At 29.1% G+C, this 24,403-nt stretch carries 27 protein-coding genes; 16 read left to right on the top strand and 11 right to left on the bottom strand.

Annotation, left to right across the window (positions count from 1 at the left end; genetic code table 11):
- The first annotated feature begins 24 nt into the window (after nt 1-24).
- The 3 genes from Q0617_RS13760 to Q0617_RS13750 are packed head-to-tail and all read left to right on the top strand — an operon-like array spanning nt 25 to nt 1,648.
- On the top strand, nt 25-255 hold the full coding sequence (locus tag Q0617_RS13760) for a hypothetical protein (RefSeq protein WP_298754044.1): 231 nt from the start codon (nt 25-27) through the stop codon (nt 253-255).
- Between the two features lie 14 nt (nt 256-269).
- On the top strand, nt 270-671 hold the full coding sequence (locus Q0617_RS13755) for a hypothetical protein (protein ID WP_298754042.1): 402 nt from the start codon (nt 270-272) through the stop codon (nt 669-671).
- Nucleotides 656-1,648, top strand: coding sequence for a hypothetical protein (locus tag Q0617_RS13750; RefSeq protein WP_298754039.1), 993 nt, complete (start codon nt 656-658; stop codon nt 1,646-1,648). Before Q0617_RS13755 ends, Q0617_RS13750 begins: the two co-directional genes overlap by 16 nt.
- On the opposite strand, the gene nth is transcribed toward Q0617_RS13750, so the two are convergent.
- Entirely contained in the window at nt 1,635-2,279 is a 645-nt protein-coding gene (nth, locus tag Q0617_RS13745) for an endonuclease III (protein ID WP_298754037.1), read from the bottom strand. The two genes, Q0617_RS13750 and nth, sit on opposite strands and share 14 nt — an antisense overlap.
- A gap of 114 nt (nt 2,280-2,393) precedes the next feature.
- Between nth and Q0617_RS13740 the strand changes: the two genes are divergently transcribed.
- Nucleotides 2,394-2,666 carry a type II toxin-antitoxin system Phd/YefM family antitoxin gene (locus tag Q0617_RS13740; protein WP_298754035.1) on the top strand — a complete coding sequence of 91 codons (273 nt, stop codon included), beginning with the start codon at nt 2,394-2,396 and terminating at the stop codon, nt 2,664-2,666.
- Nucleotides 2,667-2,990, top strand: coding sequence for a type II toxin-antitoxin system RelE/ParE family toxin (locus Q0617_RS13735; RefSeq protein ID WP_298754033.1), 324 nt, complete (start codon nt 2,667-2,669; stop codon nt 2,988-2,990).
- 452 nt (nt 2,991-3,442) lie between these two features.
- Here the strand turns inward: Q0617_RS13735 and uvrB are convergent, their stop codons facing one another.
- Genes uvrB through greA form a run of 4 tightly spaced genes read right to left on the bottom strand, consistent with a single transcriptional unit; the run spans nt 3,443 to nt 7,184 of the window.
- Entirely contained in the window at nt 3,443-5,416 is a 1,974-nt protein-coding gene (uvrB, locus tag Q0617_RS13730) for an excinuclease ABC subunit UvrB (protein ID WP_298754792.1), read from the bottom strand.
- A complete protein-coding gene (locus tag Q0617_RS13725) occupies nt 5,413-5,970 on the bottom strand; it encodes a hypothetical protein (RefSeq protein WP_298754031.1) in 558 nt (185 codons plus the stop codon). Before Q0617_RS13725 ends, uvrB begins: the two co-directional genes overlap by 4 nt.
- Nucleotides 5,967-6,674 (bottom strand): UDP-2,3-diacylglucosamine diphosphatase, encoded by a 708-nt coding sequence (locus Q0617_RS13720; protein WP_298754029.1) that lies wholly within the window; start codon nt 6,672-6,674, stop codon nt 5,967-5,969. The genes Q0617_RS13725 and Q0617_RS13720 overlap by 4 nt, the downstream gene beginning before the upstream one ends.
- Before the next feature lie 24 nt (nt 6,675-6,698).
- Nucleotides 6,699-7,184 (bottom strand): transcription elongation factor GreA, encoded by a 486-nt coding sequence (greA, locus tag Q0617_RS13715; RefSeq protein WP_298754027.1) that lies wholly within the window; start codon nt 7,182-7,184, stop codon nt 6,699-6,701.
- 91 nt (nt 7,185-7,275) lie between these two features.
- On the opposite strand from greA, the gene Q0617_RS13710 reads away from it, so the two are divergent.
- Together Q0617_RS13710 and Q0617_RS13705 are read left to right on the top strand one after the other, a co-directional pair.
- Nucleotides 7,276-7,920, top strand: coding sequence for a ThiF family adenylyltransferase (locus Q0617_RS13710; RefSeq protein ID WP_298754025.1), 645 nt, complete (start codon nt 7,276-7,278; stop codon nt 7,918-7,920).
- Between the two features lie 66 nt (nt 7,921-7,986).
- On the top strand, nt 7,987-8,889 hold the full coding sequence (locus Q0617_RS13705; protein ID WP_298754022.1) for a response regulator: 903 nt from the start codon (nt 7,987-7,989) through the stop codon (nt 8,887-8,889).
- Between the two features lie 22 nt (nt 8,890-8,911).
- Here the strand turns inward: Q0617_RS13705 and argH are convergent, their stop codons facing one another.
- The 3 genes from argH to Q0617_RS13690 all read right to left on the bottom strand — a co-directional run bounded on the left by argH (nt 8,912) and on the right by Q0617_RS13690 (nt 12,626).
- Nucleotides 8,912-10,300, bottom strand: a complete 1,389-nt coding sequence (argH, locus tag Q0617_RS13700) for an argininosuccinate lyase (protein ID WP_298754021.1) — start codon at nt 10,298-10,300, stop codon at nt 8,912-8,914.
- A gap of 133 nt (nt 10,301-10,433) precedes the next feature.
- A complete protein-coding gene (locus Q0617_RS13695; RefSeq protein WP_298754019.1) occupies nt 10,434-11,414 on the bottom strand; it encodes an iron-sulfur cluster assembly scaffold protein in 981 nt (326 codons plus the stop codon).
- Nucleotides 11,415-11,435: 21 nt separating this feature from the next.
- Nucleotides 11,436-12,626 (bottom strand): NifS family cysteine desulfurase, encoded by a 1,191-nt coding sequence (locus Q0617_RS13690; RefSeq protein ID WP_298754017.1) that lies wholly within the window; start codon nt 12,624-12,626, stop codon nt 11,436-11,438.
- A 265-nt stretch (nt 12,627-12,891) separates the two neighbouring features.
- Between Q0617_RS13690 and sufB the strand changes: the two genes are divergently transcribed.
- The 9 genes from sufB to Q0617_RS13645 are packed head-to-tail and all read left to right on the top strand — an operon-like array spanning nt 12,892 to nt 18,963.
- On the top strand, nt 12,892-14,325 hold the full coding sequence (gene sufB / locus Q0617_RS13685) for a Fe-S cluster assembly protein SufB (RefSeq protein ID WP_298754015.1): 1,434 nt from the start codon (nt 12,892-12,894) through the stop codon (nt 14,323-14,325).
- A 45-nt stretch (nt 14,326-14,370) separates the two neighbouring features.
- On the top strand, nt 14,371-15,111 hold the full coding sequence (gene sufC, locus Q0617_RS13680; RefSeq protein ID WP_298754013.1) for a Fe-S cluster assembly ATPase SufC: 741 nt from the start codon (nt 14,371-14,373) through the stop codon (nt 15,109-15,111).
- A gap of 1 nt (nt 15,112) precedes the next feature.
- Nucleotides 15,113-16,150 (top strand): SufD family Fe-S cluster assembly protein, encoded by a 1,038-nt coding sequence (locus tag Q0617_RS13675; RefSeq protein ID WP_298754011.1) that lies wholly within the window; start codon nt 15,113-15,115, stop codon nt 16,148-16,150.
- Complete coding sequence (locus Q0617_RS13670) at nt 16,150-17,325, top strand: cysteine desulfurase (RefSeq protein ID WP_298754006.1); 1,176 nt, start codon at nt 16,150-16,152, stop codon at nt 17,323-17,325. The genes Q0617_RS13675 and Q0617_RS13670 overlap by 1 nt, the downstream gene beginning before the upstream one ends.
- A 1-nt stretch (nt 17,326) precedes the next feature.
- Nucleotides 17,327-17,734 (top strand): SufE family protein, encoded by a 408-nt coding sequence (locus Q0617_RS13665; RefSeq protein WP_298754004.1) that lies wholly within the window; start codon nt 17,327-17,329, stop codon nt 17,732-17,734.
- Nucleotides 17,735-18,076, top strand: coding sequence for an iron-sulfur cluster assembly protein (locus tag Q0617_RS13660; RefSeq protein ID WP_298754001.1), 342 nt, complete (start codon nt 17,735-17,737; stop codon nt 18,074-18,076).
- Between the two features lie 46 nt (nt 18,077-18,122).
- Nucleotides 18,123-18,404 carry a hypothetical protein gene (locus tag Q0617_RS13655; protein WP_298753999.1) on the top strand — a complete coding sequence of 94 codons (282 nt, stop codon included), beginning with the start codon at nt 18,123-18,125 and terminating at the stop codon, nt 18,402-18,404.
- Nucleotides 18,405-18,416: 12 nt separating this feature from the next.
- Complete coding sequence (locus tag Q0617_RS13650; RefSeq protein WP_298753997.1) at nt 18,417-18,707, top strand: hypothetical protein; 291 nt, start codon at nt 18,417-18,419, stop codon at nt 18,705-18,707.
- Complete coding sequence (locus Q0617_RS13645; RefSeq protein WP_298753995.1) at nt 18,688-18,963, top strand: hypothetical protein; 276 nt, start codon at nt 18,688-18,690, stop codon at nt 18,961-18,963. Before Q0617_RS13650 ends, Q0617_RS13645 begins: the two co-directional genes overlap by 20 nt.
- Nucleotides 18,964-19,016: 53 nt before the next feature.
- Here the strand turns inward: Q0617_RS13645 and Q0617_RS13640 are convergent, their stop codons facing one another.
- The 3 genes from Q0617_RS13640 to Q0617_RS13630 are packed head-to-tail and all read right to left on the bottom strand — an operon-like array spanning nt 19,017 to nt 24,403.
- Entirely contained in the window at nt 19,017-20,258 is a 1,242-nt protein-coding gene (locus Q0617_RS13640; protein ID WP_298753993.1) for a TolC family protein, read from the bottom strand.
- Nucleotides 20,259-20,267: 9 nt separating this feature from the next.
- Nucleotides 20,268-23,399 (bottom strand): efflux RND transporter permease subunit, encoded by a 3,132-nt coding sequence (locus Q0617_RS13635; RefSeq protein WP_298753992.1) that lies wholly within the window; start codon nt 23,397-23,399, stop codon nt 20,268-20,270.
- A gap of 8 nt (nt 23,400-23,407) precedes the next feature.
- Nucleotides 23,408-24,403, bottom strand: a complete 996-nt coding sequence (locus Q0617_RS13630; RefSeq protein WP_298753990.1) for an efflux RND transporter periplasmic adaptor subunit — start codon at nt 24,401-24,403, stop codon at nt 23,408-23,410.

Here is a 24,403-nt window from a genome sequence, read left to right as displayed (position 1 = left end):
CTAAAAGAAAGTTATAGGAGAACTATGAGTAAAATTACACTAGAAATTGAAGATAAAGATTTAGAAACCATTTTAACAATTTTAAGAAGTATCAAATCTGAACTCATCTCAACTATTAGTGTTGATGATACAACTCTACCAAAACAAGCATTTAAGTATGTACCAAAAAATGCAGTTAAACAAAGAGTATCAAAAGTTGAAGAACCAATAAAAGGTGCAATAAGTCTGAAAAATGACTTTAAAACAAATAGCTAAAAATAGGAAACCATATGCAAATATTAATATCAATCATATTAATCATCATTCTAATAGGATATATAGTTTATAAAATAGATAAAAAATTTGAGAAAAAAGAAGCCATAATTTTAACTGCAGTTGTAGTTGTTGTTATACTTGTTTTTACTCTTTATCAAAAAAATCAAAAGGATTTTTTACCCAATCAATTTAAAGAAATATATAAAAAAGAGAAGAATATAGATATTTTAAAACTTTCAAGTGAACTTTTAAATAATAAAAACGTCTCATCAAAAAAGCATTTTATCTATAAGTTTACTTATATTATCAATAAAAACAATAAAGAGTATTTGTGTGTTGCAAATAGTGTTGAAATTAATAAGATTGAAGATACATATGTATTTGGAAAGTGGGAAGAAGAGTGCAAAGAAAAATAAAATCAAATAAAAAAGAGTACATTAAAAGAGTAGATAAAACAGTTGAGGAGATTAAAAAGCTTCCTCTTCATAAAATGGATGAAGAGCTAAGGTATTTAAAAAAAGCTTTTGATATAGCTTATAAAAATGATATTTTCAGCCTATATAATTTTGATAAAAATACCCAAGAAAAACTAAAACTAAAACTCTTTTCAAAACTTACACCCTACTCTGGAAACCTCTCTTTTTTAGCTATTCAAATACTTGCAGCAAATTCAATTATGGCTAAAAACGATTTTAAAAGAAAAAAATACTTTTTTAATAAAAAATGTGGAATAGCAATAAATCATTTACGTTCAAATAAAACCCATGTAAGAGCAAAAAAATATAAAAATGGATACTTACTAAATGGAATACTAACATGGGCAAGTGGTTATAGAATCTTTGATAGACTACTTATTGGATTTCATTATGAAAACAAAGAGTATGAAGTATTAGCCTCTTTTGAAAAAAGTAAAAGCTTCAAAATACTAGAAACTCCGAAAACTTTTGTAGGACAAGGACTAAATACTATAAATGTCTACTTAGAAAACTTTTTTGTAAAAGAGATAAATATAGTCTCAGCAAACAATATTGGTAATTATACAAAAAATAAATCTTTATCTAAAACTGTGCATTTTGCACTTTATGGTATAGCCTTAGGAGCTATAGATAAGTTGGATAGCCATACTTTAAAAAATAGTTCCAAAATAAAATTAAAAGATATAAAAAAACGATTTCTAAACTCTAATAATGGCGAAGAGTTAGATAATTTAAGAGTTGAGCTATTTTGCTTAGCTCAAGATATTATCACAACTGGAATGGTAATAAATGGAGGAAAATCAATTCTTCATGATAGCTATTTACAAAGATACTATAAAGAGCTAATAATGTTTAACTCAAATGGACTAAATGCTACTATTAAAAATATATTTTTAAATAAATTTACGCAGGCTTAAAAGATTTTTTTGTTTTACAAACATGTGGAAAAAGACAATTATCACAATCAGGCTTAACTGCTTTACAAGTATATCGTCCAAATAGAACCATAGCTTGATGGAAAATATGCAAATCACCCTTTAGTTTTTTTACAAGGTGCTCTTCTGTTTGTTCTACAGTTTTTCCATCACTAAGCCCTAATCTATGTGACACTCTAAATACATGAGTATCCACAGCCATAAGATTTGCACCCTCAGCTTCTATCATAAATACATTAGCAGTTTTGTTTCCTACCCCTGCAAGTTTCATCAAAGCTTTAGTATCATGGGGAATATCCCCACCATGATTCTCAATCACACTTCGAGCCATCTTGATGATATTTTGTGATTTATTATTAAAAAAAGAACAAGACTTCAATAAATCCTTAACATCTTCAAGGGATGCCTCAGCCAAATCAAAAGCCGTAGGATACTTCTCAAACAAAGCAGGAGTAATAATATTCACCCTTTTATCCGTACATTGAGCCGATAATATAATTGCAATAAGTAATTCAAAATCATTTTTATAACTCAGTTCCGTAACAGCATCAGAGTATTTCTCAACAAAGGCTTCTTTTATTATTTCAATATCTTTTTTAGTTGCTTTTTTCATGATGAAATTTTAGTAGATTATTTTGAATGTTGGGTTAAAAACTAAAATAATAGTTATTCTTAATACCAAATTAAATCTAAATTTAGTACAATTTAAAATATAAAAAGGAATATCATGTATTTAAGTCAAGATATAAAACCAATAAGTTTTCTAAAATCAAAAACAGCTGATGTAATCAATGGAGTCAATGAAAATAAAAGAACTGTCATAATTACACAAAATGGTGAAGCAAAAGCTGTAGTACAAGATATAAAAAGCTATGAGAATATGCAAAATTCAATCAACTTATTGAAACTTATAATCCTAAGTGAAAAAGATATAGAGAACAAAAATCTTATAAAACAAGATGAAATGTTCGATAATATAGAAAGTACTCTATTCAACTAAATGAAAAACTATGAAGTTCAATGGACAAAAACAGCCCAAAACGATCTTTTAAATATAATTGAATATATCAAAACAGATAGTATAAATATAGCAAAAAAAGTATTCTTTGAAATAAAAGAAGAGTCTAATAAACTACACTATCTCCCCGAACGAAACAGAATAGTGCCAGAACTGCATGAAATCGGTATTTCAAAATACAGAGAACTTATTCACAAACGATGGCGAATCATTTATAAAATAGAAAACCAAACAGTTTATATTTTATTAGTAGTTGATTCAAGACAAAATTTAGAGGATGTTTTATTTCAGAGGCTGATGAAGTAATTTTAAATTTTTAATAACAGATACAATCAAAGTATTAGAATTTTTAAATAATCCAGATAAATATGAACAAGAATTAAATTCTGCTAAGTCATCTTCTAGTACTACTGTAACAGTGCACTATGGTGGTAATATGAATATTTGGAAATAATATTATCCTGAAATAAAACTATCTCAAGACTTAGCAAAACAAATCTGCAAAGAATTATATGCGAATGGATTTTTATATAATGAAGCACAATTACTAGGTAATGGGAAAATGACTTCACAATTAGGAGATGAATTTTAAAAATTTATTTCAGACTAGCTTTTTATTCATTTAAAATTGTAAATAGAGGTTTAGATTTTGTGCAAAATCAAGACGGAAGTTTAATTTTGTGAGGAGCGTACACGCAGTACGTGACGAATTAAATTCAACTTTCAACGCAGAGTTTGGACAAAAGATGAACCTCTATTTACAATTTTTTGATTTTTTCTATTTCATCTCTTAGACGTATTGCCTCTTCGAAGTTCAAGTCCTTCGAAGCTTGTGTCATAGCTTTATTCAACTCTATGAGCATCTTTTTTCTCTCAGCAGCTGGCATCTTATTTAGCTTATCTAACTTCAAGGCTACGTCGTCGTACTCTTCTAGTTTTAGATTATCTTCTAATACTCTTGTGGTAGTAGTTGGCGTAATACCATGCTTTTTATTATGTGCTTCTTGAACTTCTCTTCTTTTATTTGTAACATCAATAGCAAACTGCATAGAATCAGTTACTCTTTTGGCAAATAAAATTACCCGTCCATTTTGATTTCTTGCCCCTCTTCCCATAGTTTGGATAAGAGAAGTTTTACTTCTTAAAAAGCCTTCTTTATCTGCATCTAAAATAGCTACTAAAGAAGTTTCTGGTATATCTAAACCTTCTCTTAAAAGATTGATTCCAACTAAAACATCAAATTCACCTAGTCTTAATTGTCTTATGATTTCCACTCTCTCTAACGTATCTATCTCACTGTGCATATATTTTACTCTAATACCTAGGTCTAAATAATATGCTGTTAGTTCTTCTGCCATCTTTTTAGTTAAAACAGTAACTAAAACCCGCTCATTTTTTACAACAACTTTTTTGATTTCGTCGTGCAGTTTCTCAACTTGAAACTCACTATCCATAATCTCAATAGTTGGATCTAATAGTCCTGTTGGTCGAATAATTTGTTCAGCAACCACAGAACTCATTGAAGTTTCTAGTTCATTTGGAGTTGCACTTACAAACAAATAGTGTGGTGCTTTATTGATAAACTCATCAAACTTCAAAGGACGATTATCTAAAGCACTTGGCAATCTAAATCCATACTCAACCAAAACTTCTTTTCTACTCTTATCTGCTGCGTGCATTCCTCTAAATTGAGGTAGGGATACATGCGACTCATCAACTATTAATAAAAAGTCTTTTCCAATTTGTTCAAAATAGTCCATCATTGAATAAGGTGTTTCACCAGGTTCCAATCCTGTTAAGTGTCGAGCATAGTTCTCTATCCCTTTACACATACCAGTACCCTCTATCATCTCTAAATCGAACTCTACTCTCTGTTTTAGTCTTTGATACTCTACAAGCCTATCTTCAGCCTTTAAAAAGGCTAATCTCTCTTCTAACTCTTCTTCGATTTTTTTTACTGCTGTTGCAAGATTTTCACTATTTACAACAAAAGGGTTTACTGAATATATAGTTACCTCTTGTAAATCTTTTTGTTTGACATTTGTCATATATTCATGAACTGTAATTGCTTCTACTTCATCGGCAAAAAACTCTACACGTATAAACTCATCTTGCCAATAAGCAGGAAATACATCAATAACATCTCCATTTACTCTAAAGTCTGCACGGTCAAAAAACTTATCATTTCTTTTATATCCCATGTCAACAAGTTTCATTAAAAGAGAACGTTGTGAGTACTCAAAACCAACGGAAAGTTTTTGCACCATAGATTTATATTCAGCAGGGTTTCCTAATCCGTAGTTTGCAGATACGGAAGCTACAACAATAACATCATCAAAGGAGAGTAAAGAGGCTGTTGCACTTAATCTCATTCTTTCTAGTTCTGAATTTATTGAACTATCTTTTTCTATAAACAAATCACTTCTTGGAATATATGCTTCTGGCTGATAATAGTCATAATAAGAGATAAAATACTCCACATGGTTGTTAGGAAAAAAAGATTTAAACTCACTATACAATTGAGCTGCTAAAGTTTTATTGTGAGTCATTATAAGAGTTGGCTTTTGTGTTTTTTCAATCACCTTTGCCATAGTATAAGTTTTTCCACTTCCTGTTACTCCAAGAAGGGTGTTATATTGGTTTCCTGCAAGTATTGATTGGCTTATTTCTTCTATTGCTTGGGGTTGGTCTCCTGCTGGGCTATATTTACTCTCAACTTTAAATTTAGCTATGACTTATCCTTACTTGAATTTTCATATTTAGATAAAAAGTACATTAGTGTTGCAACTTCTTCGGCATTCCAAATAAGCTGTTTAGATAAAACTTCTTTTGTTTTTTCTATATTTACTTTATCTTGATATTTTTTTATTATTTTTTTTGTAGCTATTCTAAGACTTTCAGGACTTTGAGTTAATACTTCTTTATGAAAGACTTCTTTACAATCTGGTATAAAAAGTTCCAACTCTCTTTTATACATAGCAACTAAAAAACCAACTTGCCATGAGTGCCAAGAGTCTCTTTTATACTCTTCTTCATCATTTTTATAATCTAATATTTTATAAACATCATAAACCTCTTTTGCCACTTCTCTTATACTATTATTGCTAAGTGAATTTAAGGTATGGGGTAATAATGGCAATTTTAAATCTAGAGGATTTATATTTTTTTGTTTACTTGTTGTAGCTACAACTTTTTTCTTTCTATTTATTTTATATAAATAAAGCAGTAATAATAAAAGTATAAATAACAAAATTAAAGCTGTTAATAATAAAGTGTTAAGACTCATAAACTCTTTCCTATAAATTCATTGTTGCATAAAATTACATACTCATTACTACAATTTAATGACTGTATGTTTTTATACCTTTTTTTATCAAGTATATACTCTTTGCCTTGATGGAAGTGTCCTTCTATGATTATATTAGTATTATAGTGCTTAACTCTTTTTGAGACGATTTCTTGAAAATTGTTCATTTTTCTACATATGTTTTTTTTCAAAAGTCCATAATATATCTTTTTAGATATAAAATTCTTAAAGTCGATTGCATTCATAAAGAGTAGAAAAAACCTATTTCTTATAAATTTACAATAAATATCATAAAAAATATCATTGACAAATATATCCCCATGACTTAAAGCTACACTTTGATTTTGATATGTCATAAAAATAGGTTGATTTTCTCTTTTATATATTTTTATATTTGGGAAGAGTTCTTTTAGGTTGTAATCATGATTTCCCTCTAAATATATAATTTCTATATTTAAAGATATCTCATTTAGTAGGCTTATAACTTTACTATTTCTTTTTATAAAATATTTACTCTCTCCTGAAATAAAATCAAACATATCACCCATCAAAAATAGTTGCTCTGTCTCTATCTCTTTTGATTTTAATTTTTTCAAAAATGTTAAAAGCTGAGCTCGTTTTTCATTGAAGTGTGAATCTGCAATAAAAATTGCATTTTCACTTATACTATTTGGTACAGGCAAAATAAAATCTTTTTAGAATATACATTACAGTTCAAGTTCTTTATAAAATACTTCTAGCACTTCAAAAGTTTTTACGCCACCTGGAAGTGTTGCAGAGAACTCATCACCTTCTTGTTTTCCCATAAGTTGTTTAGCTAAAGGAGAATTAAAAGAGATCATTCCTTTATCTGCATTTGACTCTACACCACCTACAATAGAGTACTCAAACTCTTCATCAGTATCAACATTTACTAACTTTACAGTCGAACCAAAAGAGACTCTATCATGTGGTAAAGATGATGGATCAATAATCACAGCTTTACTTATAACCGCCCCTAGTTCTGCTATTTGGATATCTATTAATTTTAATTTCTCTTTTGCAGCATGATACTCAGCATTCTCTTTTAAATCACCTAGTTGTCTAGCTTCTTCCAATGCAATTACAGTTTCAGGCCGTTCACTTTTTTTTAAAAAATCTAATTCATTTGTAATTTTTTCATATCCAACATTTGTCATTGGCTCTTTTTCCATGAACATCTCCATAAATATATTTTCTATTTTAATCTGATATAATACCCAAAAAAAATAAAAATAAAAAATAAATTATGAAAGAAGATGTGGTATGTCAAAATACGATAGAACTTTAAAATTATTTGGAGATAATAATTTTAATAAGTTTGAAAATACAAAAATAATACTTTTAGGTGTAGGTGGGGTTGGCTCATTTGCATTAGATTCACTTTATAGAACAGGAATAACAAATATAACAATAGTAGATTTTGATACATATGAAGAGTCAAATTTAAATAGACAAATGGGTAGTGAAGGAAATATTGGAAGAGTTAAGGTTGAAGCTTTAAAAGAAAAATATCCAAATGTGCAAATAATACATGAAAAAATAACAGAAGAGTGGGTAGATGAATTTGATTTTAGCTCTTATGAGTATATTTTGGATGCAATTGATGATATTAAACCAAAAGTTAGACTTATTCAAAAATATTACGATAAACTTATAACTACAAGTGGTAGTGCAAAAAGAATTGACCCCTCAAAGATTGAATATATTTCAATATGGGATACCTATAATGACCCATTTATTAGAAAAATTAGATATGAATTAAAAAAAAGAGGCTTTAAAAAGAAGTTCAAAGTGATTTTTTCAGGTGAAAATCCAAATTGTATCGAAAAAGGTAGCTTTGAAGGTGTTACAGGTTCTTTTGGTTTAATGATGTCTTCAGTTGCAATTCAAAAAATAATTGCGAATTAAAGAAATAATCAATAAACTATAAGAAAAAAATTAATATAATAAGAATATTTGCAAAAAAGGGAATACATGAGTGGTATAAATAGCGTTGAGCAAATGACTCAAGGACATCTTAGAAATGTACAACAATTAGCCGTATTTTATACTGGAAGAAATAATATTTATGCAATAAATATCGCAAAAGTTAAAGCTTTTGTTATCACAGAAGAAGTTACTATAAATGACACTCCATCTGATACAGATGTTGTTGCGGGTATTGCAACAATTAGAGGGGAACCAGTTACTTTAGTAAAACTTGATGCATGGCTTGGAAACAAATGTCTTGAACTAGAAGAGTATAAACTAATAATTTATTGTGAATTCAACCATAAAAAAATAGGTTTTTTAATCAAAGATATGCTTGATATCGTTGAAAAAACTACTGATGAGTTAAGACATTCAGAAGAGACAAATTCTAAAATAACATATACTACATATGTAAAAGTTCATGACAAAGATGAATTATGTACAGTATTTAATGCTGAACAACTATTAAAAGATCTTGGTTGGACTAATGATGGTGAAGATGTCATGAATAAATATGTTGAAGCTAGTTTTTCAACTGATAAATTAGTATTAGCAGCTGAAGATTCTAATGTGGCAAGAGAAGTTTTAAGAAAATTTTTCGAAAAAGCAAATATTAAATATGAAATTTACAATGATGGTGGTGGGCTTATAAATAGAGTTAAAGAATTAGACCCATCAAGAATAGGAATGATTATTACTGATATTGAAATGCCAGAAACTGATGGTTTCCAAGTTGCACAATTTATAAAAGCAAGTAATAAGTATTCAAATATTCCAATAGTTGTAAATTCATCAATGACTACAGATGCTGTAAAAAATAAAATGGATCAAATAGGTGTAGATGGATTTATAGGAAAAACTGATATCCAATCACTTTATGCCGTAACTAAAAAACTTTTAACTTAAAAAAATTAGATGATAAAATCATCTAATTTTTTAACCACTCCTCAAATATCTCAATCTGTTCATTTGTATTTTTTGTAGAAGTTCCACCAAATGATGTTCTTGCATTCATTGATGCTTTTAAATCTAAAAATAATAAAATCTCTTCATCAATATCTTTAATCTCTTCATTTGAAGTTCTAATCTCTTCAAGAGTCAATTCACTAATATCTTTATTTAAGTTATTTGCAGTAGCTACCACATCTTTTGTTATATAATAAGCAGTTCTAAAGGGCATAGCTTCTTTTTGAACTAAATAATCAGCTAAATCAGTAGCACTTAAGTGCCCTATTTTACAAGCATTTGCCATTCTTTCTATATTTACTATCATTGTTTTTATAACTTCATTTAAAATAGAAATAGATATTTCCATAGTCTTAACAGAATCAAAAACACCCTCTTTATCTTCTTGAGTATCTTTATTATAAGCTAATGGTAAACCTTTCATAACAGTAAATAGTGAAACTAGGTTTCCATAAACTCTTCCTGTTTTTCCTCTAAGAAGTTCAGGAACATCTGGATTTTTCTTTTGAGGCATGATAGAAGAAGTTGTAGCATACTCATCACTCATTCTTACAAATTGAAACTCATAAGATGACCAAGTTACTAACTCTTCTGATATTCTAGAAATATGCATCATAGAAGTTGAAATATTAAATAGAATCTCTAAAGCAAAATCCCTATCAGAAACTGTATCCAATGCAGAAATTGTTGGAGAATTAAAGCCTAGCTTTTCAGAAGTAGAAAATCTATTTATATTGTGTGGTGTTCCTGCAAGTGCTGCACTTCCAAGTGGGCAATAGTTATTTCTTTCATATGAGCTCTCAAATCTTTCAAAATCTCTTTTAAACATATTTGCATATGCCAATAAGTGATACCCAAAGTTTATAGGTTGTGCATGTTGTAAGTGAGTCATTCCTGGAATTAAAGTTTCAGTGTGCTTTTTAGCAACTTCTACGAAAGTATTTACAAGCTCTTTTAACTGTACTTTTATTGATAAGTTTTTATCCTGAACATATAGTCTAAAATCAGTAGCAACTTGGTCGTTTCTACTTCTTGCAGTATGAAGTCTTTTTCCAGCTTCTCCAATAATCTCTGTTAATCTACTCTCAACAGCCATATGAATATCTTCATGTTCAATTTTAAATTCAAATTCACCTGACTCTATCTCTTCTTTTACTTGTAGTAAGCCTCTTTCAATATCTTCTTGATCTTTTTTTGTAAGTATTCCTTGCTCACATAACATTTGTGAGTGAGCAATTGAACCTTTTATATCTTGGGCATAAAGTACTTTGTCAAACATAACTGAAGCATTAAATTCATCTAAAAGCTTGGCATTTGTATTTTTTAAAATTTGATTATTGCTATTTGGCATAAAACTATTCCTATAATTATAATGATTTTTTTAATTTGAAGTTTGAATTATATCATAAAAGATATCTATTTGAAAATTTAGAAAGGGTAGAAGAAAAAAGAGAAAGATAGCTCTTTCTCTTTATTGATTTAGATTAAATTGGTAAAACTCTAATGTTTTCATCAACTTTTTGTTTTAATACAGACTCAATTGCATAAAGTGTACCTGTATCACCAGAAGCACATCCATTACATGCACCTAAATATCTAATATAAATATCATAATGAGGAATATTTTCTTTAATATCAATAATCTCCATATTTCCCCCATCCATAGCAAGCATAGGTCTAATATCTGCATCTAAGATTTCATCAATCATTTTAATTCTTTGAACAATAGTCATTTTATCAAAAGTAGATTCTCCAGCTGCACTTGCATCTGCTGCTGATTTTAATCTATCATTTTCCATCTCAGCATGAACATCTTTTAAAATATCTACTAAATAGATATCTTTCTCTTCATGTCCACCTGGCTTGATACATGATTTACAAAATGCTCCAGCTTTTGTATAATCAGTCACTTCTTCAACTGTTTGAAGGTTATTTAATTTGATTACTTCTTGTAATGTTGCTAATGAAACTCTCGCACACTCACAAACAATAACTTCTGTTTCAAAAGCATCCATATCAACACCTTTGAATTGTGATGCAGCTTTTTTAATAACATCATAAGCCATAACAGAACAGTGCATTTTTTGAGGTGGTACAGCAGGGACATCTGGATGATCTCTTAATGCTTTTTCAACATCAATATTTGTAATTTTAACTGCCTCTGAAACAGTTTTTCCAATACATAATTCAGCCATAACATCAGATGAAGCAATTGCAGTTCCACATCCAAAAGATTTGAATTTTGAATTTAAAATCTCTTCTGTATTTTCATCTACAACCCAATATAGTCTAACTGCATCACCACATGATTCTGCTCCAAAATCAGCAACGATTAATTTTCCACCAAGCTCTTTTGCCATCTCTTCTGTGATTTCACCTTGGTGTAAAGGTTCATCCATTCTTTTTATTACTTGATTTGAGTATTCATCCCAAATCGATCCGCTTATTAAATCATTTTTTGCCATTTTATAATCCTTTATATTTTTTTATAATTGTGAAACGTGATCTTTTGGTGTATATGCATAAGAACTTGATATATTTCTTAATCTATTTACAGCATTTTTAATCACATTAATCGCATAATCAATCTCTTCTTCAGTATTAAATCTACTTAAAGAGAATCTAACTCCCGTATGAGCCAACTCACTATCACTTCCAAAAGCATTCATAACTGGATTTGCTTCTAAGTCTTCACTAGCACAGGCACTTCCTGTTGAAGCTCCAATTGTTTTTTGGTTCATGTCCCAAAGCATAGATTCACCTTCAACACCTCTAATAGAGATTAGAGTTGTATTTGGAGTTCTATTATCTTTTCCACCAATAACTACAGTTTCTGGTATTTCTAAAATTGCATTCTCTAATTTATCTCTTAATCTTTTAACTTCAGTATTTTCATAACCTAAATGTTCCACTGCTAATTTCATAGCAAGTCCCATACCAACCATAGAAGCCACATCAACTGTTCCTGCTCTATGACCACCCATTTGCTCACCACCATGTAATAATGGAGTCAATTCAAAACCTTTTTGAACATATAAAGCTCCAATACCTTTTGGTCCATGAAATTTATGTGCTGATAGTGATAGGTAGTTTACATTACATGCTTGAACATCAACTGCTATTTTACCAATTGCTTGTGTAGCATCTGTATGAAAAGCAACACCTGCTTCTTTACAAATAGCTCCTATTTCTCTAATTGGGAAAATTTTTCCAGTCTCATTATTTGCCCACATAATTGATACTAAAGCTGTATCATCTTTTATATGTTCTTTCACTAAAGAAGCTTCTAAAACACCCTCTTCATTTACAGGTAAATATGTTACATTTACACCTTGTGATTCTAAGAATTTACAGGTTGCTGTAATTGCAGGATGTTCAACTTCTGATGTAATAATATGATTTTTATTACCATTTAAAATTTTATCAACCCAAATACCTTTTATAACTGTATTATTACTCTCAGTTGCATTTGCAGTAATTATAATATCATCTGCATCTGCAGCATTAATACCATCATACAAATAATTTAAGGCTTCAACCATCTTAGGATGTGTTCCTGCTCCAAACTTATGTAATGAGTTAGGATTTCCGTATATATGACAGAAAAATGGTTCCATCGCTTTATAAACTTCTGGATCAACCTTTGTAGTGGCATTATTATCTAAGTAAACTTCCATATTTTTCATTCCTATCTTTTTCTTTTTTATATGCAAAAGCTATTCCATAAATTATAGCCTTTTTATACTGTTTGTGGAATTATAAAAAAAATAGGATAAAAATTGTCTTAATTAAAAAGGATAGATTTAGAAATTTATAATTTTACTATAAATTAAACTTAATTTAAATTATAAAACTAGGTATAATAATAAACGATTTATTAATAATTATATGTTAGATTTATAAATAGGACAATATTAGTCCTATTTATAAATGGAGGAATTTATGAGTAATAATAAAATAAAAAATGTAATACAAAATGACTATAAATTAGGCTTTGAAACCATAATAAATTCTGAAACATTTCCAAATGGTTTAAATGAAAATGTAATTAAAGCAATATCAAAAAAGAAAAATGAACCACAATGGCTTTGTGATTTTCGTATAAAAGCTTATAATAAATGGCTTACTATGGAAGAACCAAATTGGTCAAGTCTAAAAATAGATAAAATAGATTATCAAGAAATTTCATACTACTCTGCTCCAAAAAAAGAGTTAGACTCTTTAGATGAAGTTGATCCTAGTATATTAAAAACCTATGAAAAACTAGGTATTCCACTTGAAGAACAAAAGATGTTAGCAGGTGTAGCAGTAGATGCCGTTTTTGATTCAGTATCTGTTAAAACAACTTTTCACAAAGAGTTAGAAGAGTTGGGTATTATATTTTGTTCAATCAGTGATGCGGCAAATAAACATCCTGAATTGCTTAAAAAATATCTAGCCTCAGTTGTTCCAATAGGAGATAATTACTTTGCCTGTTTGAATAGTGCAGTCTTTACAGATGGAAGTTTTGTATATATTCCACCAAAAACTAGATGTCCAATGGAACTTTCAACTTATTTTAGAATAAATGCATTAAATACTGGACAATTTGAGAGAACACTAATAATCTGTGATGATGACTCTTATGTTTCATATAATGAAGGATGCTCAGCACCTTCTAGAGATGAAAGACAACTTCATGCAGCAGTTGTAGAACTAGTAGCCTTAAAAAATTCACAAATAAAATATTCTACTATTCAAAACTGGTATCCAGGGGATAAAGATGGTAAGGGTGGAATTTTAAACTTTGTTACTAAAAGAGGTATTTGTAAAGGTGATAATTCAAAAATATCATGGACACAAGTTGAAACTGGTTCTGCAATTACATGGAAATACCCTTCATGTGTTTTAAAAGGTGATAATAGTGTAGGAGAGTTTTATTCTGTAGCACTTACTTCCCTAGCTCAACAAGCAGATACAGGAACTAAGATGATGCATATAGGTAAAAATACAAAATCAACTATCATCTCAAAAGGTATTTCTGCCATGAGTGGGTCAAATGCCTATAGAGGATTAGTAAGAGTTGCAAAGGATGCTAAAAATTCTAGAAACTTTTCACAGTGTGACTCTTTACTTATAGGAAATAACTGTTCTGCACATACTTATCCGTATCAAGAAGTTAGAAATGCAAGTTCAAAAATAGAACATGAAGCAACAACTTCAAAAATATCAGATGAACAGCTCTTTTATATAAGACAAAGGGGTTTAAGTGAAGAGAATGCAGTTTCTTTAATAGTAAATGGATTTTGTAAAGAAGTACTTGATGAACTTCCAATGGAGTTTGCAGTGGAAGCTAGAGAGTTATTAAATATCTCTTTAGAAGGTAGTGTAGGTTAAATTGAAAAATGAAAAATGAAAAATGAAAAATTTTAAGGAAATAGTATGCTTAGTATTAAAAATTTAAATGTAAAAATAGAAAACAATGAAATAATAAAAGATTTTAGTTTAGATATAAAAAAAGGTGAAATTCACGCCCTTATGGGAATAAATGGGGCTGGAAAATCAACTATTGTAAAAGCTTTATGTGACCACTATGAGTGTGATGTAACATCTGGAAGTGTAGAGTATAATGGAAAGGACCTATTAGAACTTGATGCAAGCCAAAGGGCAAATGAAGGTCTATTTTTATCATTTCAAAATCCTATTGAAGTAGCTGGAGTTAATAATATGTATTTTCTAAAATCAGCTCTTAATGCAAAAAGAGAATATCAAGGTCTAAAAGAGTTAGATTCTGCTTCTTTTTTAAAAGAGATAAAAGAGATTACAGCCAAATTTGGTATAGACAATAAGATTTTAAAAAGAGATTTAAATGCTGGATTTAGTGGTGGAGAGAAAAAAAGAAATGAACTCTTACAACTTTTAGTTTTAAAACCTGATTTAATCTTACTTGATGAGATCGATTCTGGACTTGATGTGGATGCTATAAAACTTGTAGCAAATGGTATAAACTCACTTCTTGATGGTAATAGATCAGTTTTAATGATTACCCATTATGATAAATTATTAGAAGCTATTAAACCTGATTTTGTACATGTTTTAAAAGATGGTAAAATCGCACAAAGTGGTGATTATTCATTGGCTGAACTTATTCAAGAAAAAGGTTACGAAGCAATAGGAGTGTAATATGAGAAATTTAGATATCAAAAACTTTCCTCTTGCCAATAAAAAAACTGAAGAGTTTAGAAAGTGTAATGTAAAAAATATAATTGAACTACAATATAAAGAAAATAGCTTTAAAGATGTAGTGAATTTTGATTTTGATTTTTTAAAACTTGAAGGCTTTAATAGAGTGTTTTTTGCAAATGAGAAGATTAAAGATCAAAATCTAATTGATGATATTAGCCTTGAAGAAAATATAATAACTATAAATAAAGAGTGTAAAAATCCAATAATAATATTAAATTATTATGAGGATGAAAATACAATTTTTGAAAAAGATTTAAAATATAGTATTAATAGTAATAGCGATATTTTGATTTTTGAAATATTTATATCAAAAAATAAAAAAAACTTAATAAATCAAAAAAGAGATTTTGATATAAAGAGTTCATCAAATGTAGAGTATGTATATTTACAAAAACTATCTTTTGATGATTTTTTAGATATCAAATTTGAACCATCAATAAAAGAAGATTCAAAATTAAAATTCTTTAACTTTAATTTTGGGGCATCAAATGCTTATAATCAATTTGATATAAACTTGGATTATGCAAATTCAAACTTTGAGATGGAAGCGTTAACAAATATCTCTAAAAAACAAGAGATAGCAAATATTGTATCTACTATTCACAATGGTAAAAATAGCTCAAGTAGTATAAAAGCAAATCATATTTTAGATGAGAACTCCCATGGGATATTTGAAGTAAAAACTAGAGTAAATCATGAAGCAAATAACTCAGCTGTAATACAAAACTCTAAAACAACTTTATTAGGTGATGATGCAATAATAAATGCTAACCCAAGACTTGAAATATTTATTGATGAGTTAACTGCAAGTCACGGGGCAACAACAGGTAGTTTGGATGAAGATATTTTATATTATTTACAATCAAGAGGATTATCAAGAACGCAAGCCTCAAAAATGATGCTTGAAGCCATAGAAAATGCAATACTAGCTAAAATATCAAATGAAGAAATTAGAAATATAATAAAGGAGATATGATGTTTAAAGATTATTTTCCTTATTTTAAAAATAGCAACATAATATATTTAGATAATGCAGCAACAACTCAAAAACCACAAGTTGTTATTGATGAAATTGTAAATTATTATTCATTTTATTGTTCAAATACACATAGAAGTAATCATGGTGATGCAAATAAAGCAACACAGAAGTATGAACATACTCGTGAAGTTTTAAAAACATTTATAAATGCAAAAGAAAAACATGAGATAATTTTTACAAAAGGTGTAACAGAGAGCATTAATTTTATAATAAATTCATATGCTAAAAATAGATTTAAAAAAGTTATAATCTCTTCTTTAGAACACCACTCAAATATTGTCCCCTGGCAAATTGCTAATATAGATTTTGAAGTAGTAAAATGTGATAAGAATCTAGATTTTGATTATGAAGATTTTGAAAAAATATTAAAAGAAAACCCAAACTCTTTTGTCTCAGTTACTCACATATCAAATGCCTTTGGAAAGATTCATGATATAAAAAGAATCACAAGTTTAGCCCATAAATATGGTGCGAAAGTTTTAATTGATGGAGCACAGAGTTTAACCCACAAAAAAATTGATGTTCAAGATTTAGATGTCGATTTTTTAGCAATCTCTTCACACAAAACTTTTGGACCAACAGGAGTTGGAGCTATTTATATAAAAGAAGAATTGTTAGATGAGATTGAGCCATATCAAACAGGAGGAGCAACAATCAATGATGTTACTTATAAAAAAAGCATTTTACTTGATTCTCCTTTTAAATTTGAAGCAGGAACTCAAAATATAGCAGGAGTCATTGGATTTGGCAAAGCCATAGAGTTTATAAAGGAACTTGGATATGAAAATATTGAAAAAAAAGAGCAGGAATTATATGAGTACCTTTATGAAGAATTATCAAAAATAGATGATATTATTTTTTATAGTGATATAAAAAATTCTATTGGCTCACTTAGTTTTAATATCAAAAATATAATGTCTGAAGATGTAGGTATTTTAGTTGATAAAATGGGCATAGCTTTAAGATGTGGACATCACTGTGCTCAACCTATTATGAAAAGCCTTGGTATTGAAGGAACAATCCGAGTAAGTATTGCCTTTTACAATGAAAAAGAGGATATTGATAAACTAATTATTGCTTTAAAAAAAGCCATAATGATGTTAAAGGATTAAGATGAGTATTGAAAAAAAAATTGATGAATTTAAAGATGATTTAGAACTTTTTGATGATGAACTTGAAAAATATCAATATATTATTGATTTGGGTAAAAAACTAAATAGCTTAGATGAAAAAGAGATGATAGATGAAAATTTAGTTCAGGGTTGTACTTCAAAGGTTTGGCTAATAAAAGATAAAAATAGTGATGAATTAATTTTTAGGGCAGATTCTAATGCTGCTATTGTAAAAGGTTTAGTTTATATTATTACAACAATATTTTCAAATGAAAAAAAAGATGATATAAATAATCTAGATATAAATATCTTAGATAGATTAAATCTAACAGAAATAATAACACCAAATAGACAAAGTGGTGTACAAGGTATGATAAAAAAAATAAAAGAGTATGCAAAAGGAAATTAAATGGAAAATTATAATGAAGAAGAAATAAAAGAGAAAATAATTGGACAACTAAAACATATATTTGATCCTGAAATTCCTGTAAATATTTATGACTTGGGATTAATTTATAAAATAGAATTAGAAGAAAAAGACAAAATACTAATATGCAATATCGATATGACACTAACAAGTCCAGGTTGCCCTGTTGCTGATAGTTTAATCAATGATGCAAGTTATGCAGTAAAAGTTTTAGATGAGATTGAACAAGTCAATATAAATCTGACATTTGACCCACCTTGGGATAAAAATAAAGTAACTGAAGATGGAAAAGATATGATGCTAGCAAATGGCTTTCTTATATAGATTTTATTATTTTTTTTATATAATAGTTAATAAGGAAAGGTTTGATATGAGTAAAACATCGAAAAAAGGCAGTCTATATATAAAAATTGCCATAATATCAATCATACTATTTTTAGGTTATTTTTTCATTCCTACGGGTCAAAACAGTAGTTTTAACAATGCTGCAAAATTAAGAGGTGTCTCAAATAATAATCAGCCAATAAAATTACAATTTAGAAGTGGCTTTCAACATGATAAATATGAACCCTCTAAAAAAAGTACTTTTATGCAAAAAAGAATGGAAGCAAGTGATGAGGAGAAAAAACCAATATTTTGGGAGAAAAAATAGAAAGGATCTCTAATGAGAGAGGATTCCAACAGAATTTTAATTTATATAAAAATACTAATTCTAATTGCTGGAATAATTTTTCTCATTACCTTTTTACCTAAAGATGAAAGTTGGGAAAAACTGGGAGATATGTATAACCCAATGTCCGCAAATACAAAAAATAATTCAACAACTGCAGATCCTATAAAGTTACAATTTAGAACTGGATTAGAGTATGATTACAATAACATAGATAAAAAGAATGATTTTTTAGAAAAGAAAATGAAAATACAAAAGGATTCAGATGGAAGAAAAAAAGAGTAATATAGGAATATATATAAAAATAGCAATTATAATAATTATATTAATTCTTGCCTATATCTATTTGCCAAAAAGCTGGTCAAATATGGGAGAAACTTATAAACCTAGAACAGTGGACAAAAGTGGTGGCCCAACTCCTACATCTTTACAATTTAAAAATCCATTTAAGTATGATAACTACAAACCAGCTAAAAAAGTTGAACCACAAAAACCAACTGGCAATGGGGAAGAAAAAAAACCAACTTTTTGGAATAATTAATCTTCAAAATTTACTATCTGCCAAGAATTATATTTTCTTGACAGAGCTTGTAATTACTTCTCTAAAACTCTATTTAAAGTCTCAATAGAAATATATTTATCATAATAAGCTTTATAATAATTTTGTTTTGCAGCACTAAGTAAATAGTTTGCATCAATTAAATTTGTGTTATCAGAAAGACCTTCTTTGAACCTATTTTTTACTATTTCATAATTCTCTTTTGATTGGTCAAGGGCTAATTTTGAAGTTTCAAAGTTAGCTTTTGCCACATCATAAGATGAAAGTGCATTTTGGTATTGAAGTTTAATATTAAGTCTTACTTTTGCTAGGTTTGCCACTGCTTTTTTTACTTGGATATTTTTCTTTATAACTTCACTATAATCACTATTTCCATTATATAAATTCCAAGATGCTGTTATATTTAATACCTCTTGTGTATCTGGATAAGAAGCACGTCCACCTACATTTTCATCATCACCATACTTATTGTATGAAAGACTTGCATCAACCTTTGGCATAAAAGCACCTTTTGATCCAAATGACTGCTCTTTTATACTTTTTAAACTAAGTTCAGAGGCTTTTATTTCGCTTCTATCTTCTAAAAGAGTTATATCATAAGTGTAGTTTTTATCTGTACTTACATTTAATTCATCAAGCTTTTCATTTGATAAATCATATCCACCTAAAATATTACTCAAAGTATATGAAGAGATATTTAAATCTCCTTTTGCTTGAATAACACTCTGTTTTGCATTTAACATGTTTACTTCAACTTTTAATAAATCATTTCTTGAAATAATTCCTTGTGTATATTGACTTTGGGCATCCATGTATTGTTTTTCAAATAATTTATATGCATCTTCTTGAGTTTGAAGATTTTTTCTTTTATTCAGATAATCAATGTATGCTTTTTTTGTATCTAATATAATATCCTGTTTTTTTGCATTGTAATAATACATTGAGGCATTTTTTAGATACTTAGAACTATATAACTCACTAAAATCACTAAATCCATTAAATAGATTATATGAAATCGTCGCACTTGCAGTTGAGTCCTCTTTTATCTGTCCTGGTATTACTTTGTCTCTATTATTATAAGAGTATGACAAGTCAGCTTTTGGTAAAAAAGCTGATTTTGTTTTATCATAATCCTCTTTTGACTCTTTGTATTCATAGTTGCTTATTGCAATATCTAAATTCTTCTCCAATGAGATATTTAAAACCTCATCGAGCGATATTGCAAATAAATTAGTTGCAACTAAAGATGACAATACTAAATATTTTATTTTCTTCATTTTTTATCCTTATGCTTTACTAACATCAACTGGTTCTTTTACGTCACTTCTTTTAAGTCTTTGTTCTAATTTAATAAAAAACATCAAAAGTGCAGGAGTAACAAATATTGTAAATATTGTTGAAAATGCCAATCCACCTGTGATAACTGAACCTAAACCTCTATAGAACTCACTTCCAGGTCCTGGCATTAATACTAAAGGCAACATACCAAAAATAGAAGTTAATGAACTCATATAAATAGGACGAATTCTAGTTCGAGTTGCTTCTATTACAGCTTTTTTATGCTCCATTCCCTTATCTCTTATATAATTCAAACTTTGATGAACAATTAAAATTGCATTGTTTACAACAATACCTACCAAAATAATAAACCCAAGCATGGTTAAAATATCCAAAGGCTGTGGAGCAATAAATATATTAGTAAGTTTCAATCCTATAAATCCACCTGCTGTTGCCAATGGAACTGTACACATAATTACAATTGGATATAAAAAGTTTCCAAACAGTGATGCCATAAGTAAATATACAATCACTAAAGCTAAAATAAAATTATCCATCAATAGTTTTATTGTTTCGGTTAATTTGTCAGCTGTACCAGAAATACCAATTTCAATATCCTCTGTAATAATACCTTTAGCTTTCATTCCTTCTAACATACCACCAATAGTTTTCATTGCTTCATCAATAGTCATACCATCAGGAGGTGTCACTTGTAAGGTAATAGTTCTTTTTCCATTTAGGTGACGAATCTCTGAAATTCCCGTTGTAGAGATATAATCAGACATGGAAGAGACTGGCAATACCATGCCATTTGGTAAGGCAAGTAGTGATGCCATAACATCTTCTGGAGTTTTTACCAACTCTCCATCAGCTTTTAAAACGAGGTCAATTTTCTTTTTACCATCTTCTTCAAAATCACCAACTTTTCTACCACTCATAAGAACATCAATTGCAACTCCTAAATCCCTAGAACTTAAATCTAGTGCTTTAATTGCATCTCTATTTGGTCTAATTCTAACTTCAGGATAAAGCAACTCTACTGATGGCACAGGTCGTACTTGACTTCCTTGTATTGCACCCATAGTAGCCCCATAAAGTTGAGCACCAATACTTGCAATCTCTTCAATCTTTTCACCACTAATATCAATATTAACAGTATTTCCTTCACCAACTCCACTTTCAAATACTCCTGATTGAAGTGAAACACCAAATACAGAAGGCATAGAGTTTACTATTGGTCTAAACATTGGTATTAAATCAGGAGCTCTATCTTCATGCATTGAAGTTCCACCAAAAAGTGTGAAGTCTCCAAAAGATACATAAAAGGCACGGCTTAGCCCAGGAATATCTCCAACATCTTTATTAACATGAGGCTCAATTTGTTTCATTAAATATGTACCCATACCATATCTCTCATTATATGAAAGTCCAGGAGGTGTTATCAAAATATTAAATATTAAGTTCTTATTTCCCTTTGGTAAATAATCAAGTTTAGGAAAAAGTACATATATTGCCCCCACTGAAAAAACTGCTAAAGATAAAATAGTAACTATTTTAGTAAAAGTATTTTTTAAAGACATAGTTACAATTGACATTATAAAATTAACTATTTTTTCTCCAAAGTTAGCTATTGCACCTGCATCTTTTGGCTCTTTTTTTGAAATTCCTGCAAATGATTTCCATAACATTGGAATAACTGAAATTGAAACAAATAGTGAAAAAGTTACAGAAGCTGTTACTGCAATTGCAATATCTTTAAATAACTGTCCCGCTTCATCTTGTAAAAATACAATTGGCAAGAATACTGCAATAGTTGTAAGAGCAGAAGCAACCAATGCTCCCCAAACTTCACTTGCACCTATATAGGCAGCATCAGCAATGCTCATACCCTCTTTTCTATGCCTATCAATATTTTCCAATACAACAATGGCACTATCAACAAGCATACCAACGGCAAAGGAGATACCTGCAAGAGAGATTGTATTTAAACTTCTTTCCATCGCACTTAATATTATAAAAGTACCAATAATAGATATTGGAATTGCAACAGAAACAACAGCAGTAGGAGAGATACTTCTTAAAAATAAAATTAGAATAAATACTGCTAAAACACCACCTATCATAATATTTTGTTTAACTAAATCAACAGAACCAACGATATAAGGTCTTTGGTCATATATCCATTGTATTTTTAGTTTTTCATCTTTTAAAACACCTGCATTAAGTTCATTTACTACTTTTTCAACTTCATCTGTAAGCTGAACAATATTAGAACCTGCACTTGGTTGAACACCTAAGAATATCCCATCTTTTCCTAAATACATAGCAACACCATTTGCAGTTTCATATCCAAAATCAACTGTTGCAATATCTTTAACTGTAACTATTTTATCCCGAGTAGATATCAAAACAACTTTTTCAATATCTTTGGGTGAAGCAAATTTATTTACAGTTCTAATTCGGTAGGCTCTTCTATTTATATTTTGAATACCTGCAGAAACATCTATATTTTCATTTTGTATTGTTGATATTACTTGAGAAACAGTTAATCCATATGATGCCAATTTGTTCACATCAAATACAATTTGCATCTGCTGCTCTCTACCACCAATATCCATAGTTCCTGACACACCATTAACTCTTTTTATAACAGGTTTTATTTCATTATCAAAAAAAGTTCTATATTCATCTATATGTCTTGGATTATCTTTGAAAGTTTGCAACATCATCCAAATAACTGGACTTGCTGTTGCTGTTTCAATGATAGGTTCATCCACATTATTTGGGTATGAGCTTACCTCATTTAACTTATTTGAAACATCTTGTAAAGCTACACGAATATCCGTATCTAACTTAAATGTTAAAGTTATCTCTCCCCTATCATCTTTGGCAGATGATTCATATTCAATTAGATTATTTAAACTTTTAAGGGCATCTTCTTGCTCTTCTATTATCTCTCGCTCTATTTCATGAGGAGTTGCGCCTGGCCATACTGTTGTTATTTTAATCTCAGGTTTTGTTACTGAGGGTGTTAATTGATATGGTAATTTAGTAAGTGACAAAAAACCAAACAATACAACGATTAAAACTGAAACAATAATAGTTACAGGATTTTTAATCGAAAACTTAATTAAATCCATTTCTTATCCTATTTGTTTATTATTTTTACAGGTGAATTAGGAAAAACTCTTTCATTCCCTTTACTAACTATGTTCTGTCCCTGTGCTAAACCTTCACCATCTATCGCAACGCTATCTTGTAAATATGCAATAATCTGTACAGGAATCATTTGTGCAATCATTTTATCATCAATAATAAAAACAATATTTTGTCCAAATCTTTTTATAACAGCATCTCTTGGAACAATAAGTGCTTCTTGTACTGCATTTTTAGACAAGCTTACCTTTGCTTCTTCTCCATCAAAAACAAATATTTTGCTTGTATTAGCTTTAAACTTTACAGGGAAAGTTCTAGTTATCTTATCACCACTTGGTATTGCACCACTCATTTTTCCTTTTATAACATCTTTACCAACCCTAATATCATATGTATCATCTTTTTTTAATCCATAATAAATACTCAATGGAACATTAAATGTTATCTCTGCTTTTGAAGTATCTACAATTGAAGCCAGTGATGTTCCTGCATTTACCCATTCCCCTAAGTCAATACTCTTTTCTACCATAATTCCACTATATGGTGCTTTTATGCTTTTTTTCTCTTTTTGTATTTCTAACTCATTTAAGGTACTTTGTGTTGTAACAGATTTTAATTTCATATCATCATACTGTTTTTTAGAAACAGATTTTGTCTCTAACAGTTTTGAATATCTTTCATAATCTTTTTTTGCACTCTTAGCATTTGCTCGTGCTGATTTCACTTGTGCATTTAATAAATCTGCATCTATTTGAATCAGTGTTTGCCCTTTTTTTACAGCATCCCCTACTTCAAAATTTATATTTTTTACTACACCTGAATTTTGAGCAGCTAAAACTGAGTTTCTATCAAACTTTAGTGTTCCTACAAACTCTTGCAAAGGATTAACTTCTCCTTTTATTATTTTTGTAGTCTCAACCAGTGATGGAGCACCTGCTGCAAATAGTGCAACAGATGAAAGCACTACTACTAATACCTTCTTAAACAT

Source organism: uncultured Arcobacter sp. (assembly GCF_937982575.1).
In the GTDB taxonomy this organism is placed as follows: domain Bacteria; phylum Campylobacterota; class Campylobacteria; order Campylobacterales; family Arcobacteraceae; genus Arcobacter.
Note: the sequence above shows the minus strand (reverse complement) of the source record. Positions and strands in the feature narration are given on the sequence as shown.

Excerpts from the sequence above, each read along its gene's own strand:
- Q0617_RS13760 (WP_298754044.1), top strand. The coding sequence starts at position 25 with ATGAGTAAAATTACACTAGAAATTGAAGATAAAGATTTAGAAACCATT.
- Q0617_RS13755 (WP_298754042.1), top strand. The coding sequence starts at position 270 with ATGCAAATATTAATATCAATCATATTAATCATCATTCTAATAGGATAT.
- nth (WP_298754037.1), bottom strand. The coding sequence starts at position 2,279 with ATGAAAAAAGCAACTAAAAAAGATATTGAAATAATAAAAGAAGCCTTT.
- Q0617_RS13740 (WP_298754035.1), top strand. The coding sequence starts at position 2,394 with ATGTATTTAAGTCAAGATATAAAACCAATAAGTTTTCTAAAATCAAAA.
- Q0617_RS13735 (WP_298754033.1), top strand. The coding sequence starts at position 2,667 with ATGAAAAACTATGAAGTTCAATGGACAAAAACAGCCCAAAACGATCTT.
- Q0617_RS13725 (WP_298754031.1), bottom strand. The coding sequence starts at position 5,970 with ATGAGTCTTAACACTTTATTATTAACAGCTTTAATTTTGTTATTTATA.
- greA (WP_298754027.1), bottom strand. The coding sequence starts at position 7,184 with ATGGAAAAAGAGCCAATGACAAATGTTGGATATGAAAAAATTACAAAT.
- Q0617_RS13710 (WP_298754025.1), top strand. The coding sequence starts at position 7,276 with ATGTCAAAATACGATAGAACTTTAAAATTATTTGGAGATAATAATTTT.
- Q0617_RS13705 (WP_298754022.1), top strand. The coding sequence starts at position 7,987 with ATGAGTGGTATAAATAGCGTTGAGCAAATGACTCAAGGACATCTTAGA.
- argH (WP_298754021.1), bottom strand. The coding sequence starts at position 10,300 with ATGCCAAATAGCAATAATCAAATTTTAAAAAATACAAATGCCAAGCTT.
- Q0617_RS13695 (WP_298754019.1), bottom strand. The coding sequence starts at position 11,414 with ATGGCAAAAAATGATTTAATAAGCGGATCGATTTGGGATGAATACTCA.
- Q0617_RS13690 (WP_298754017.1), bottom strand. The coding sequence starts at position 12,626 with ATGGAAGTTTACTTAGATAATAATGCCACTACAAAGGTTGATCCAGAA.
- sufB (WP_298754015.1), top strand. The coding sequence starts at position 12,892 with ATGAGTAATAATAAAATAAAAAATGTAATACAAAATGACTATAAATTA.
- sufC (WP_298754013.1), top strand. The coding sequence starts at position 14,371 with ATGCTTAGTATTAAAAATTTAAATGTAAAAATAGAAAACAATGAAATA.
- Q0617_RS13675 (WP_298754011.1), top strand. The coding sequence starts at position 15,113 with ATGAGAAATTTAGATATCAAAAACTTTCCTCTTGCCAATAAAAAAACT.
- Q0617_RS13670 (WP_298754006.1), top strand. The coding sequence starts at position 16,150 with ATGTTTAAAGATTATTTTCCTTATTTTAAAAATAGCAACATAATATAT.
- Q0617_RS13665 (WP_298754004.1), top strand. The coding sequence starts at position 17,327 with ATGAGTATTGAAAAAAAAATTGATGAATTTAAAGATGATTTAGAACTT.
- Q0617_RS13660 (WP_298754001.1), top strand. The coding sequence starts at position 17,735 with ATGGAAAATTATAATGAAGAAGAAATAAAAGAGAAAATAATTGGACAA.
- Q0617_RS13655 (WP_298753999.1), top strand. The coding sequence starts at position 18,123 with ATGAGTAAAACATCGAAAAAAGGCAGTCTATATATAAAAATTGCCATA.
- Q0617_RS13650 (WP_298753997.1), top strand. The coding sequence starts at position 18,417 with ATGAGAGAGGATTCCAACAGAATTTTAATTTATATAAAAATACTAATT.
- Q0617_RS13645 (WP_298753995.1), top strand. The coding sequence starts at position 18,688 with ATGGAAGAAAAAAAGAGTAATATAGGAATATATATAAAAATAGCAATT.
- Q0617_RS13640 (WP_298753993.1), bottom strand. The coding sequence starts at position 20,258 with ATGAAGAAAATAAAATATTTAGTATTGTCATCTTTAGTTGCAACTAAT.
- Q0617_RS13635 (WP_298753992.1), bottom strand. The coding sequence starts at position 23,399 with ATGGATTTAATTAAGTTTTCGATTAAAAATCCTGTAACTATTATTGTT.
- Q0617_RS13630 (WP_298753990.1), bottom strand. The coding sequence starts at position 24,403 with ATGTTTAAGAAGGTATTAGTAGTAGTGCTTTCATCTGTTGCACTATTT.